9 protein-coding genes are annotated in these 13,877 nt (G+C 72.5%); 6 read left to right on the top strand and 3 right to left on the bottom strand.

The window, feature by feature from the left end:
* Nucleotides 1-17 precede the first annotated feature (17 nt).
* Nucleotides 18-3,962, bottom strand: coding sequence for an ATP-dependent RNA helicase HrpA (gene hrpA / locus BKA05_RS02835; protein WP_179530070.1), 3,945 nt, complete (start codon nucleotides 3,960-3,962; stop codon nucleotides 18-20).
* Nucleotides 3,963-4,069: 107 nt separating this feature from the next.
* Here hrpA and BKA05_RS02830 point away from each other — a divergent pair, with 107 nt between their 5' ends.
* Complete coding sequence (locus BKA05_RS02830) at nucleotides 4,070-5,602, top strand: FAD-dependent oxidoreductase (RefSeq protein WP_246289745.1); 1,533 nt, start codon at nucleotides 4,070-4,072, stop codon at nucleotides 5,600-5,602.
* 62 nt (nucleotides 5,603-5,664) lie between these two features.
* Here the strand turns inward: BKA05_RS02830 and BKA05_RS02825 are convergent, their stop codons facing one another.
* Nucleotides 5,665-6,987, bottom strand: coding sequence for a PT domain-containing protein (locus BKA05_RS02825; protein ID WP_179530068.1), 1,323 nt, complete (start codon nucleotides 6,985-6,987; stop codon nucleotides 5,665-5,667).
* A 172-nt stretch (nucleotides 6,988-7,159) separates the two neighbouring features.
* Here BKA05_RS02825 and BKA05_RS02820 point away from each other — a divergent pair, with 172 nt between their 5' ends.
* The 3 genes from BKA05_RS02820 (at nucleotide 7,160) to rocD (ending at nucleotide 10,736) form a co-directional block, all read left to right on the top strand.
* Nucleotides 7,160-7,870 carry a response regulator transcription factor gene (locus BKA05_RS02820; RefSeq protein WP_179530067.1) on the top strand — a complete coding sequence of 237 codons (711 nt, stop codon included), beginning with the start codon at nucleotides 7,160-7,162 and terminating at the stop codon, nucleotides 7,868-7,870.
* Nucleotides 7,867-9,375, top strand: coding sequence for a sensor histidine kinase (locus BKA05_RS02815; protein ID WP_179530066.1), 1,509 nt, complete (start codon nucleotides 7,867-7,869; stop codon nucleotides 9,373-9,375). The genes BKA05_RS02820 and BKA05_RS02815 overlap by 4 nt, the downstream gene beginning before the upstream one ends.
* A gap of 125 nt (nucleotides 9,376-9,500) precedes the next feature.
* Nucleotides 9,501-10,736: an ornithine--oxo-acid transaminase gene (gene rocD, locus BKA05_RS02810; RefSeq protein ID WP_179530065.1), complete on the top strand. Its 1,236-nt coding sequence runs from the start codon at nucleotides 9,501-9,503 to the stop codon at nucleotides 10,734-10,736.
* Nucleotides 10,737-10,822: 86 nt separating this feature from the next.
* Here rocD and BKA05_RS02805 read toward each other — a convergent pair whose 3' ends face one another.
* Nucleotides 10,823-11,431 (bottom strand): TetR/AcrR family transcriptional regulator, encoded by a 609-nt coding sequence (locus tag BKA05_RS02805; RefSeq protein WP_343045491.1) that lies wholly within the window; start codon nucleotides 11,429-11,431, stop codon nucleotides 10,823-10,825.
* 50 nt (nucleotides 11,432-11,481) lie between these two features.
* On the opposite strand from BKA05_RS02805, the gene BKA05_RS02800 reads away from it, so the two are divergent.
* The gene (locus BKA05_RS02800; protein WP_179530064.1) at nucleotides 11,482-13,008 is read left to right on the top strand and encodes a flavin-containing monooxygenase; all 1,527 of its coding nucleotides are present in this window, start codon (nucleotides 11,482-11,484) and stop codon (nucleotides 13,006-13,008) included.
* Complete coding sequence (locus BKA05_RS02795; RefSeq protein WP_179530063.1) at nucleotides 13,005-13,847, top strand: SDR family NAD(P)-dependent oxidoreductase; 843 nt, start codon at nucleotides 13,005-13,007, stop codon at nucleotides 13,845-13,847. The genes BKA05_RS02800 and BKA05_RS02795 overlap by 4 nt, the downstream gene beginning before the upstream one ends.
* Nucleotides 13,848-13,877: the final 30 nt, after the last annotated feature.

Here is a 13,877-nt window from a genome sequence, read left to right as displayed (position 1 = left end):
CCCGAACGGGCACCGGCTCAGCCGAGGACCTTGCGGATCCGCTGGTCGGAGACGGGGTGGGCGGTGCCGAGCTGCTGGGCCCACAGCGAGATGCGGTACTCCTCGAGCATCCAGCGCGCCTCGCGCAGTCGCTCGGGCAGCGGGCGGCCGTCGGGCAGGGCATCGACCTGGTGCAGCCAGGCGTCCTGCAGGTCGGCGATGCGGTCCATCAGCTGCCGGTCCCGGCCCACCGACCCGCCGCCCTCGAGCAGCTTCTCGCGACGCTGCGAGAGCGCAGCGAGGTAGACCGGGAAGCGACGAAGCTGCGTGGGGCCGGCCTCACCGACGAACCCCCGGTCGACCAGGCGCGCCAGCTGGGCACGCATGTCGGTCAACGCGGGCAGCATCGCCATGTCCGCGCGACCCGAGAGGTCCTTCTCGACACCGCGCCATGCCGTCAGGACCCGCACGACGTCGGCGAGCACACCCCGCACCCGCGCCTCGAGGTCCCCGCGGACCGCTGTCAGGAGGGCGTCGTACGCCGCCTGCGACCGCACCGGGGGTCGCGCGTCGACGGCCTCGCCGACCACGGCGGCGCGGCAGTCCTCGAGCAGCTCGGCGACCGTGGGGTAGGGCGAGCCGGCCAGGCCGAGCTTCTGGGCGTTGTCGAGCCCGTCGAGCACCCGCTTGACGGTGTGGTCACCGGCCGCGTCGAGACCCAGCAGCACCAGTCGGCGCACACCGAGTCGGTGCCGCGCGTCGCGCTCCTCCGCGGAGCCGACGACCTCCAGGCCCACGCTGCTGCGCCCGATCGTGAGGGCCTCGTCGACGAGCCCGGGGTAGGCGGTGACCTCGTGGCCCGCCCGCGTCTGGGTGATCGACGCCGGCAGGTCGCCGAAGACCCAGGAGGTCTCGCCGGTGCGCGCGAGCCCGGAGTCGGTGGCGACCTCGTCCATCGCCTGCTGGAACTGCCCGCGCAACGGCTGCTTGAGCGCCTCGAGGTCCTTGCCCCGGGCCTGCTCGCGGCCCTGCTCGTCGACCACGCGGTAGGTCGGCCGCAGGTGCTCGGGCACCTTCGACCAGTCCCACGCCTCGCGCGGGACCACGACGCCGGTGGTCGCGCGGCACCACCGCTCGAGCGCGTCGAGCAGCGGCTCCTCCCCCGCCGGGACGCTCCGCAGGAACTCCCGCGCCTTGTCGGGGGCGGGCACGAACGAGACGCGCAGGTTCTTCGGCAGCGACCGGATCAGCGCGGTGACCAGCTCCTCGCGCAGGCCGGGGACGTTCCAGGAGAAGTCGTCGGCGCCGACCCGGTTGAGCGTCGCGACCGGCACCTCGATCGTGAGGCCGTCGTCGTCGGCGCCCGGCTCGAAGTGGTAGGCCAGGTTGAAGGTCAGCCCCTCCCCCTGCCAGGCCTGCGGGAAGTCGGACTCGGTGACCTCCTCGGCGGTGTCGTGGGTGAGCATCGAGAGGTCGAAGTCGAGCAGCCCCGGGCGCTTCTGGCGCTCGCGCTTCCACCACTGCTCGAAGTGCACACCGGAGACGACCTCGGGCCCGACCCGGGCGTCGTAGAAGTCGAAGAGGATGTCCTCGGAGACCACGATGTCGCGCCGGCGCGAGCGGTGCTCGAGCTCGGCGGCCTCCTCGAGCAGCGCCCGGTTGTGCTCGTAGAACTTCTGCCGCCCCGACTCCAGCGCCGCCCACTCCCCCTGGACCAGCGCGTGCCGGATGAACAGCTCGCGCGCGAGCGCCCGGTCGACCGTGCCGTAGTTGACCAGCCGGTCGGCGACCAGCGGCACGCCGTACAGCGTCACCCGCTCGCGGGCCATGACCGCCGCACGCTTGGTCGACCAGTGCGGCTCGGAGTACTGCCGCTTCACCAGGTCGCCGGCCAGCTTCTCGGCCCACTCGGGCTGGATCGCCGCGACCTGGCGCGCCCACAGCCGCGACGTCTCCACGAGCTCACCCGCCATGACGAACGCCGGGGACTTCCCCTTCAGCCCCGAGCCCGGGAAGATCGTGAACCGCGCGCCCCGGGCGCCGAGGTACTCCCGCGGGCCGGGCCGCTTGCCCTTGCCCTTCTCCTTCTCGCGCTCCTCCAGCACCCCGATGTGGGAGAGCAGGCCGGAGAGCAGCGCCTGGTGGATGCCGTCGGCGTCGTACGCCGCCCCGCCGCTGGTCGAGCTCCCTCCGTCGGTCGAGCCTGTCGAGACCTCGATCTTCATCTCCTTGACCACCTGGCGCAGCTGGGACTCGAAGTCCTGCCACTCGCGGATGCGCAGGTAGTTGAGGTGCTCGCGCTTGCACATGCGCCGGAACGCGCTCGAGGACAGCTCGCGCTGCTGCTCGCGGACGTAGCGCCACAGGTGGAGCCAGGTGAGCAGGTCCGAGCCCTCGGCCTTGAACCGGGCGTGCAGCTGGTCGGCCTGGGCGCGCTGCTCGGCGGGCCGCTCGCGCGGGTCCTGCAGCGACATCGCCGCGACGATGACCAGGACCTCGCGGACGCAGCCGAGGCGGTCGGCCTCGAGGATCATCCGGCCCAGGCGCGGGTCGATCGGCAGCCGAGCCAGACGGCGGCCGGTGTCGGTCAGGGAGTCCTTGCCGTCGCCACCGGGGCGCAGCGCGCCGAGCTCCTCGAGCAGCTGCAGGCCGGAGGCGACGTTGCGTCGGTCCGGCGGCTCGACGAACGGGAAGCGGGCGATGTCGCCCAGCCCGAGCGCGCGCATCTGCAGGATGACGCTGGCCAGGTTGGTGCGCAGGATCTCGGGGTCGGTGAACTCCGGGCGGCCGAGGAAGTCCTCCTCGGAGTAGAGCCGGATGCAGATGCCGGGCCCCACGCGGCCGCACCGGCCAGCGCGCTGGTTGGCCGAGGCCTGGCTGACGGCCTCGACGGGCAGCCGCTGGACCTTGGTGCGCAGGGAGTAGCGACTGACCCGGGCGACACCGGTGTCGACGACGTACCGGATGCCCGGGACGGTCAGCGAGGTCTCCGCGACGTTGGTGGCCAGCACGACCCGGCGCCCGGTGTGCGGTGCGAAGACGCGGTGCTGCTCGGCGGCCGAGAGCCGAGAGTACAGCGGCACGACCTCGACGCCGCCGCCCGCGCCGCGCAGCGAGCCCGCGGCCTCCTCCAGGGCGTCGGCGGTGTCGCGGATCTCCCGCTCACCGGGCAGGAAGACCAGGACGTCGCCGGGCCCCTCGGCCGCGAGCTCACGGACGGCCTCCACGATCGCCTCGGTCTGGTCGCGCACGACCACCTCGCCCTCATCGTCGACGCTCTGCGGATCTTGGGCGAGCTCCAGGAGCGGGCGGTAGCGGACCTCGACGGGGTAGGTGCGGCCGGAGACCTCGATGATCGGCGCGGGCGTGCCGTCGCGGTCGGCGAAGTGCTCGGAGAAGCGCTGGACGTCGATGGTCGCGGAGGTGATGACCAGCTTCAGGTCCGGCCGCCGCGGCAGCAGCCGCTTGAGGTAGCCGAGCAGGAAGTCGATGTTGAGCGAGCGCTCGTGGGCCTCGTCGATGATGATCGTGTCGTAGCGCCACAGCATCCGGTCGCGCTGGAGCTCGGCGAGCAGGATGCCGTCGGTCATCAGCTTCACGCGGGTCTCCGCGGTGGTGCGGTCGGTGAAGCGCACCTGGTAGCCGACGACCGACTGCTGCCCCAGCGGCTGCCCGAGCTCGTCGGCGATGCGCTCGGCCACCGAGCGGGCGGCGATCCGCCGCGGCTGGGTGTGGCCGATCAGCCCGCCGCGCGGCCGCTTCCTCCCGTCGCGGCCCTTGCGGTACGTCGTGCGACCGCGCCCCAGCTCCAGGCAGATCTTGGGCAGCTGGGTGGTCTTGCCCGAGCCGGTCTCGCCGGCCACGACGACGACCTGGTGGTCGCGGATCGCCTCGGCGATGTCATCGCGGCGCTGGCTGACCGGGAGGTCGGCGGGGTAGGTGATCTCGAGCGGCTCGCGCTCCACCGACGTCCCTGTCTCCATGACCGGCCCATTGTGGCAAGCCGGCCCTCACCCCGACGAACCCATTGCCGGTCGCCCTCCCACACACCCCTTGCCTAGAACACGTTCTACCGATGAGGATCGCGGGCATGAGCAACGAGTACGACGTCGTGGTGGTCGGGTCCGGTGGCGGTGCGCTGACCGGGGCGCTGCTCGCCCAGCGGGCGGGGCTGCGCACGGTGGTGCTGGAGAGGACCGACCGGATCGGCGGCACCTCGGCCTACTCCGGTGGCGCCTGCTGGCTGCCCGGCAGCGCGGTCCAGCAGCGCGCCGGCATCGCCGACTCCACCGAGTCCGCCCGCACCTACCTCGACGCGGTCCTGGCGCCGGTCGACGGCTGGAGCCCTGACCCGGTGAAGGTGGAGACGTTCCTGGCGCAGTCCCCACGGGTCGTGGCCGCGCTCGAGGAGGCCGGCATCGACTTCGAGTGGCTGCCGTTCCCGGAGTACTACGACGCACCCGGTCGCTGCCCCATGGGCCGCTCCATCCAGCCCACCAGCATCAAGCGCGACCAGCTGCCGCCCGAGGTCGCCGCGCTGGTGCGACCGCCGGTCGAGCGGGACCGCGTCGGTGGCGAGGGCCGCGGCACGCTGAGCGGCGGACAGGCGCTCATCGCCCGGCTGGCCGCGACCTTCGTCGGGGCCGGCGGGACGATCCGCACCGGGCACTGCGTGCGGGACCTGATGACCCAGACCGACGCGACCGGTGACCACGTGGTCGGGGTGTGGGCCACCACCGAGACGGGTCCCGTGGAGGTCCGCGCACGCCGCGGCGTGCTGCTCGGCAGCGGCGGCTTCGAGGGCAGCGAGTCGCGCCGGCACGCCCACGGCACGCCCGGGAGGGCGGCCTGGACGATGGCCCCGCGCGGCACCAACACCGGCGAGCCGATCTCGGCGGCCATCAACGCCGGGGCGGCCGTCGACTGGACCGGCCTCGGATGGTTCTGCCCCGGCCTGGAGCACCCCGACGGCGCCGGCTCCTTCACCCTCGGCTTCCGCAGCGGCGTGATGGTCGACGCCCACGGCCGCCGCTACGCCAACGAGTCGCTCCCCTACGACCGGTTCGGCCGGGAGATGGCCAAGGACCCCGCACGCGTGCCGTCGTGGTTCGTCTTCGACTCACGGGAGGGCGGCCGGCTGCCCGGCATCGCGATGCCCGAGGGCGACCCCGCCGACCACCTGGCGGCCGGGACCTGGGTGCGGGCCGAGTCGGTCGAGGGGATCGCCGCGGCCATCGGCGTACCGGCGGAGGAACTGGAGGCGACCGTCGAGCGCTGGAACGGCTTCTGCGCCACCGGCGTCGACGAGGACTTCGGCCGCGGCGCGGACGAGTACGACACGTTCTTCACCTACGGCGAGGGCCCCAACAAGGCGCTCACCCCGGTCGACCAGGGGCCCTTCTTCGCGGCGCGCTTCGTGCTGTCGGACCTCGGCACCAAGGGCGGCGTCGTCACCGACGAGCACGGCCGGGCGCTGCGACCCGACGGCACCGCCGTCCCGGGCCTGTACGCCGTCGGCAACACCGCCGCGCCGATGACCGGCCCCTACTACCCGGGCCCGGGCGCGCCGCTGGGCACCGCGATGGTCTTCGCCAGCCTCGCGGTGGCCGACCTGGTCGGCTGACCGCGACACGCCTCGTGTGGCTCAGCGCGGCCCATGGACCGCGCTGAGCCACACGAGCCGTCTCAGCGCAGGTCCCAGACCTCGATGCGCAGGGTGTAGGACGACACGTCGTAGCGCGCACCCTCCGACAACCCGGCGTACCAGTAGACGAACGCCTTGCGCTCCGACGGCCGCCAGACCACGGGGACGTCGGGCTGCGTCGCCGTGTGGGTGCCCCAGGTCGCGGAGTGCTGGCTGACGCCGACCACGCCGTCGTCGGGAGAGGGGAACCAGGTCTTGAAGTAGGCGAAGCGGGCGCCCCTGGCCGCGCCGCCGCGCAGCGAGAGACGGACGCGACGGTAGAGACCGGTGTCGGCCACGGGCACCTTCACCCGGTGCAGCGCGATGACCGGGGAGTCGGCCGGCCGCTGGCAGCGGGTGCGGGAGTAGTAGCCCAGCGTGCCCTTCGCCCGGCCGCGCACCGTCCGCGCGAGCGAGGAGCAGTCGCCCACGTCGGTGCGGTGGAGGCTCTTGCGCGCGCTCACCGTGCGGGTGACCGTGCGCTTGTGGAGACGTCGGTGGTCGATCGTCAACGGCACCGAGACCTGGCCGACGTTGCCGGAGTAGTCCTCGGAGGTCAGCCGCAGGGCGTACACCCCGGCGGGCAGCAGCTCGCCGTTGCGCCGGTTGCCCAGGCGACCCCACACGTCGACGTGGGCGAAGACCTGGGGGTTGCCGTGCTGCACCAGGAACTCCGTGCCGTCGTCGTCGACCAGGTCGAGCTGCAGGCGCTTGACGTCCCGACCCTGGTCGAGCACCCGGACCTCGATCCGGTCCTCGTACTTGTCCACGACGGGGAAGACCGCGGGGGACATCAGGCGCACCCTCGGGGCGGGGGCCTCGTGGTCCACCACGACGTTCTCGACACGGCCGGTGCCCTCGACCAGACCGTGCTCGGGCACGTCGGCCCGCACGGTCACGACCACCGTGTAGCGGCCCGAGGCCAGGCCCTCGGGGACGTCGGCGACGACCTCGTCGGGGTACCCGCCGTACGGGGACTCGAGCCAGGTCCCCGCGCCGTCGGCGACCACGACGTCCGCGTCGTCGAGCAGCTGGTAGTCCACCGACAGCACCTGCTCGCCGAGGGGGCGGGGGTCGGCTCGGACCTGCACCTTGATCGGCTTGAGCGCCGAGAAGCGCTGGTCGCGCTGGGGGTTGTGGGTGAACCCGAGGCCCACCTCCAGCGTCATCGGGCCCGCGGTCGGCTCGGCGGTCGGCTCGGCGGTCGGCTCGGCGGTCGGCTCAGCGGTCGGCTCGTCGGCGGAGGCCGAGAGCGGCGCGACGCAGAGCGAGGCGGCGAGCAGCACGGACAGGGCAGCGGGCACACGGGTGCGCAGCGTCGACATCAGACTTCCCAGAGACTCAGGGGACGCCCCCTGCGTCCGCACCGGGATCCTCCCCGATCGCCCAGCGTCGCGGAAATCGCCCCCACTCCCCACACACGACCCCGATCCCGGGCACCGGTCCCGCACATCCGGCTCACAGCAAACCCACAGCGTGAGCGGGCATGGTGCTGCCATGGACCTCACCCGCGCTGACGGCAGCCCCCTGCGCGTCCTCGTCGTCGACGACGAGGTCAACATCGCCGAGCTCATCACGATGGCGCTGCGCTACGAGGGCTTCGACGTGCAGGCGGCGCACACCGGCACGAAGGCGGTGGCGGCGGCCAAGGAGATGGCGCCCGACGCGGTCGTGCTCGACATCATGCTGCCCGACATCGACGGGCTCGAGGTGCTGCGCCGGATGCGGACGACCGACCCGCACCTGCCGGTCGTCTTCCTCACCGCCCGCGACGCCGTGGAGGACCGCATCGCCGGACTCACCGCCGGCGGCGACGACTACGTCACCAAGCCGTTCTCCCTCGAGGAGCTCGTCGCCCGGCTGCGCGGGCTGCTGCGCCGCGCGGGCGCGCAGGCGGCGGCGGAGTCGACCGTGCTCACGGTCGGCGACCTGACCCTGGACGAGGACAGCCACGAGGTGCACCGCGGCGGGGACGAGATCACCCTGACCGCCACGGAGTTCGAGCTGCTGCGCTTCTTGATGCGCAACCCGCGCCGGGTGCTGTCGAAGGCGCAGATCCTCGACCGGGTCTGGAACTACGACTTCGGCGGCCAGGCCAACGTGGTCGAGCTCTACGTCTCCTACCTGCGCAAGAAGATCGACGCCGGCCGGCAGCCGATGATCCACACCATGCGCGGAGCCGGCTACGTCCTGAAGCCGCCGCCATGACACGGGCCGTCGTGCAGCCCCTGCGGCAGCGGGTGCGTGAGCCGTTCCGGTCCTTGACCTCACGTCTGGTGCTCACGGCCGTGGCACTCGTCCTCACGGTCTCGGTCGTGATCGGCGTCGTCGCGAGCCTCGCCGTCCGCACCTACCTCGACGGTCGTCTCGACGACGACGTGCAGGGGGCCCTGGACCGCGCCCGGAACGCCCCTGCCTGGGCCTACGTCGACAGCGCGTCCCTCCAGCCGCCGGAGATCTCGGGCGACGGGCGCACCCGACCGGACCCGCGCTTCGGCCAGGGCGAGTCCACGCTGACGGCGTACTTCGGCGACTTCGCCGACTACGACGCCGAGCCGAACGGCACGGTCGTCGACCGCGGCGGCCGGTTCGACGCCGTGCCCGAGGAGGACCTCGACGTCCTGGCCGGGGTCGGGACCGACGCCCGTCCGCGGACGGTGGACCTGCCCGAGCTGGGCTCCTACCGCGTGGCGGCGACCGAGACGGCCTACGGCGTGGTCGTCGCCGGGCTGCCCACCGACGACGTCGACGACGCCGTGGCGACCCTGCTGCGGGTCGAGGCGGTGCTGGTGCTCGGCGGGGCCGGACTGGCCGCGCTCGTCGGCCTGCTGCTGGTACGCCGTCAGCTGCGGCCCCTCACCCAGGTCGCCGCCACCGCGCACCGCGTCTCCGCGCTCCCGCTGGACTCCGGGGAGATCGACCTGGCCGAGCGGGTACCGGAGCGGCTGACCGACGAGCGCACCGAGGTCGGGCAGGTCGGTGCCGCCCTCAACACGCTGCTCGCCCACGTGGAGTCGTCGCTGACCGCACGGCACCGCAGCGAGCAGCAGGTGCGCCAGTTCGTGGCCGACGCCAGCCACGAGCTGCGCACGCCCCTGGCGACCATCGCCGGCTACACCGAGCTGGCCCAGCGGCGCCCCGACGACACCGGCACCCAGCGCACGGCGCTGAGCAAGGTCGCGGAGGAGTCCGTGCGCATGACGGGACTGGTGGAGGACCTGCTGCTGCTCGCCCGGCTGGACTCCGGGCGCCCTCTGGAGCGCGAGCCCGTCGACCTCACGCGGCTGCTGCTCGAGGCGGTCTCCGACGCCCGGGTGCTGGCCCCCTCGCACCGCTGGCGCCTGGAGCTGCCGGAGGACGTGGTGGAGGTCGTCGGGGACACCCCGCGGCTGCACCAGGTGGTGACCAACCTGCTCACCAACGCCCGCAAGCACACCCCCGAGGGCTCCACGATCACCGTCGCGGCGACCGCCACCGGCCTCAGCGTGCACGACGACGGACCCGGCTTCGACCCCGACCTCGCCGACCGTGCCTTCGAGCGGTTCGTGCGCGGCGATGCCTCCCGCGCCCGGGGCGGCCAGGACCCGGGAGGTGCCGGGCTGGGGCTCTCGCTGGTGCAGGCGATCGTGGCGGCGCACGGCGGGTCGGTGACGCTCTCCTCGCGCCCCGGGGACACCACCATCGAGGTACGCCTTCCGGTGTCCACGACCTGAGACCGGCAAAGATCCGCCCTGACGATTCGTCGACCGGACGAACTGGTGTCAACCTTGGTTTCCGGGCCCGACTCTGCTCTGGTGGGGTCCGCAGACCAGACCAGCACCGAGCCGAGGAGGCGCGCATGACCACCACCGCAGGGACCGCGACGGGCACTGCGCCCCGGTCCGCCGAGCTGTTCCAGCGCGCGGAGGCCCGCACGGCCCACAACTACAAGCCGCTGCCGGTGGTGATCGAGCACGCCGAGGGCGCCTGGATGACCGACGTCGACGGCACCCGCTACCTCGACCTGCTGGCCGGCTACTCCGCACTGAACTTCGGCCACGGCCACCCCGGCCTGCTGCGCGTCGCCCACGAGCAGCTCGACAAGCTGACGCTGACCAGCCGGGCGTTCGTGCACGACCAGTTCGCCGACTTCTGCGCCGCGCTGGGCGACCTGTGCGGCAAGGAGCTCGTGCTGCCGATGAACACCGGCGCCGAGGCCGTCGAGACCGCCATCAAGGTCATGCGCAAGTGGGGCTACGAGGTCAAGGGCGTCACGCCCGGCCAGGCCAACATCATCGTCGCCTCCGGCAACTTCCACGGCCGCACCACCACCATCGTCGGCTTCTCCGACGACCCCGACGCCCGCGACGGCTTCGGCCCCTTCGCGCCCGGCTTCACGATGGTCCCCTACGGCGACCTCGCCGCGGTCGAGGCCGCCATCGACGAGAACACCGTCGGCGTCCTGATGGAGCCGATCCAGGGCGAGGGCGGCGTCGTGCTGCCGCCCGACGGCTTCTGGAAGGGCCTGCGCGAGCTCACCGCCCGCGAGAACGTCCTGATGGCCGCCGACGAGATCCAGGCCGGCCTGGGCCGCACCGGCAAGACCTTCGCCAGCGACCACGAGGACGTCGTTCCCGACCTCTACGTCCTGGGCAAGGCCCTGGGCGCCGGCATCGTCCCGGTCTCGGCGGTCGTCGCCGACCGCGACGTGCTCGGCGTGCTGCGCCCCGGACAGCACGGCTCGACCTTCGGCGGCAACGCGCTGGCCTGCGCGGTCGGCCACGAGGTGGTCACCATGCTCGCCACCGGCGAGCACCAGGCACGTGCCACCGAGCTCGGCGCCCTGCTGCGCGAGCGGCTCGAGGCCCTCGTCGGCCACGGCGTGCTCGCCGTCCGCGTCCGCGGCCTGTGGGCCGGCGTCGACATCGACCCCGCCGTCGGCACCGGCCGGGAGGTCTGCGAGGCGCTGATGGCCCGCGGCGTGCTGGCCAAGGACACCCACGGCTCGACGATCCGGCTGGCGCCGCCGCTGGTCATCGGGGCAGACGACCTCGCCTGGGGCCTGGACCAGCTCGCGGAGGTCGTCCGCGGCTGAGCCCTGCTCCTCGCGCGCGGGGGCGTCGTCCGGTCACCGGGCGGCGCCCCCGCGTCGTACGTCGTCGTCGGCGCTCGCTCGGCAGGTCAGTCCGAGGGCAGCGCCGCCACCAGCGCCGGCAACGAGACCACCAGCATCTCCAGCACCTCGTCGCGGGTGACGCCCTGCGGGTCGGCCTTCCAGCCCAGCACCAGCTCCTCGGCCATCGCCGCCCAGCCGCGCACGAGCAGGCGGGTGTGCGGCGTCTCGGAGATCAGGGTGCCCTGGGCGTCCTCGCGGAAGATCCGGTCGGTCAGTGCGGCGCGGGCCTCGTCGTAGATCTCGCGCAGCGTGTCGTTGCCGCCGGAGGCCGCCTTGACCAGCGAGCGGTAGCCCGGCTCGTTGGCGTCGACGTAGTCGAGGTAGGCCGTCATCGAGACCAGCAGCCGGTGCAGCGGCTCGCCCTCGACCGGCGGCGCCGTCTGGGCGATCAGGTCGTCGGCGGCACGGCGCACGACCGCTTCGTGGAAGTCGTGCTTGTTGCCGAAGTAGTGGTAGAGCAGCCCGCGCGAGATCCCGGCCTCCTCGGCCAGCAGGTCGATGCTCAGCTCGTCGAGAGAGCGGGTCGAGAGCAGCCGCACGCCGAGGTCGAGCAGCTGGGAGCGGCGCTCCTCCTTGCTCAACCGGGTGCGGGAGGTGGCTGTGCGGGTGGTCACGTCCACCAGTCTATTGACACTTTTTCAATAACGCCAGTACCGTCCTGCACATGAGCACTCCCCTCCCCGTCGACCACCTGGTCATCGGTTCCGGCTTCGCCGGCCTCGCTGCTGCCATCAAGCTCGACGAGGACGGCGAGCGCGACCTCGTCGTCATCGAGAAGGGCTCCGACGTCGGCGGCACCTGGCGCGACAACACCTACCCCGGCGCCGCCTGCGACGTCCCGAGCCAGCTCTACTCCTTCTCCTTCGCCCCCAACCCCGACTGGTCGATGTCCTTCTCACCCCAGCCGGAGATCCACGCCTACCTCCAGCGCGTGGCCCGCGAGGCCGGCGTGCTGGACCGCTTCGTCTTCGACACCCGGGTCGAGTCGGCCCGCTGGGACGACGACCAGCAGCGGTGGCTGGTCGAGGTCACCGGTCCCACCGGCCCCGCGACGTACGCCGCCCGCACGCTGCTGTCGGGCGCCGGCGGGCTCTCCGAGCCCAAGCTGCCCGAGATCGAGGGCATCGAGACCTTCCAGGGCGACGTCTTCCACTCCGCGCAGTGGGACCACGACGTCGACCTGACCGGCAAGCGGGTGGCCGTCATCGGCACCGGTGCCAGCGCGATCCAGCTCGTGCCCGAGCTGCAGAAGGTCGCCGGCCACGTCGACCTCTACCAGCGCACCGCCCCCTACGTGCTGCCCCGCCACGACCGTCGCTACTCCGCGCTGGAGAAGGCCGCGCTGCGGTACGTCCCGGGCCTGCAGAAGCTCTACCGCACCGCGATCTACTGGGGCCGCGAGACCTACGTCCCCGCCTTCACCCTCCAGCCGAAGATCGCCGCGCCGGCCAAGAAGATGGCGCTGGACAACCTCAAGAAGCACGTGAAGGACCCGGTGCTGCGCGAGAAGCTCACGCCGACCTTCGAGATCGGCTGCAAGCGGATCCTGATCTCCAACGCCTACTACCCCGCCGTCGCCTCCGACAACGTCGAGCTGGTGACCGACCCGATCGCCAAGATCACCGGCAGCGGGATCGTCACCGCCGACGGCACCGAGCGCGAGATCGACGCGCTGGTCGTGGCCACCGGCTTCCACACCACCGACATCCCGATCGCGCACGCCATCACCGGCCGCACCGGTCGCACGCTGGCCGAGCGGTTCGCCGAGCACGGCATGTCGGCGTACAAGGGCACGACGATCCCGGAGTTCCCCAACCTGTTCATGATGGTCGGCCCCAACACCGGGCTCGGCCACTCCTCGATGGTCTTCATCATCGAGTCCCAGGTCGCCTACATCCGTGACGCGATCCGCCAGATGCGCACCAACCGGCTGGCCACCGTCGAGGTCAAGGAGGCCCCGACGGCCGACTTCAACGCCGGCCTGCAGAAGCGGATGAAGCGCACGGTGTGGACCACCGGCGGCTGCGCGTCGTGGTACCTCGACGCCGAGGGCCGCAACACCACCCTGTGGCCGCACGCCACCTTCACCTTCCGGCGGCTGCTGTCGCGCTTCGACCTGTCCGCCTACACCGTCACCGGCGAGACCGCCGCGGACGAGACCACCCCCTCCCGAGAGGCTGCGCACGCATGAAGAACCTGTCCGACAAGGTCGTCGTCATCACCGGGGCCGGCTCCGGCATCGGCCGCGCCCTCGCCCTGAACCTCGCCCGCAAGGGCTCCCTGCTCGCGCTCTCCGACGTCGACGAGGCCGGCCTGGCCGAGACCGTCGACCTCGTCAAGGGCGCCGGCGCCCGGGAGGTCCGCTCGGACCGGCTCGACGTCGCCGACCGCGCGGCCTTCGAGGCCTACGCCGAGGCCGTCGTGGCGCAGTTCGGCCGGGTCAACGTGGTCGTCAACAACGCCGGCGTCGCGCTGGCCGGCGACCTCGTCGACCTGGACTGGGACGACATCGAGTGGATCCTCGGCATCAACCTCGACGGCGTCCTGCACGGCACCAAGGCGTTCCTTCCCCACCTCATCGCCTCCGGCGAGGGCCACGTGGTCAACCTCTCCTCGCTCTTCGGCCTGGTCTCGATGCCCGGCCAGTCGATCTACAACGCCACCAAGTACGCCGTGCGCGGCATGTCTGAGGCGCTGCGCGAGGAGATGCTGATCGCCGGCCACCCCGTCGGCGTGACCGTCGTGCACCCCGGCGGCATCAAGACCGCCATCGCCCGGAACTCCCGCGTCTCGGCCAAGGAGGACAAGGCCAAGACCGCCAAGCTCTTCGACGAGAAGCTGGCCAAGATGACCCCGGAGAAGGCGGCCGAGATCATCGTCCGCGGCATCGAGAAGGACCAGGCCCGCGTCCTGGTCGGCATGGACGCCCACGCGCTGCACTGGTTCGCCAAGCTCTCCGGCTCGCGCTACCAGGACGTCGTCGCCAAGGTCTCCAAGAAGGTCCTGCCCCCCAAGACCCAGGTCGTCTGAGCGGGTCTCGAGGCTCCTTGCAGCCACCGT

Source organism: Nocardioides marinus (genome assembly GCF_013408145.1).
Lineage (GTDB): Bacteria > Actinomycetota > Actinomycetes > Propionibacteriales > Nocardioidaceae > Nocardioides > Nocardioides marinus.
The sequence above is the reverse complement of the archived record's forward strand: the minus strand, read 5'-3'. Positions and strand labels throughout refer to the sequence as shown.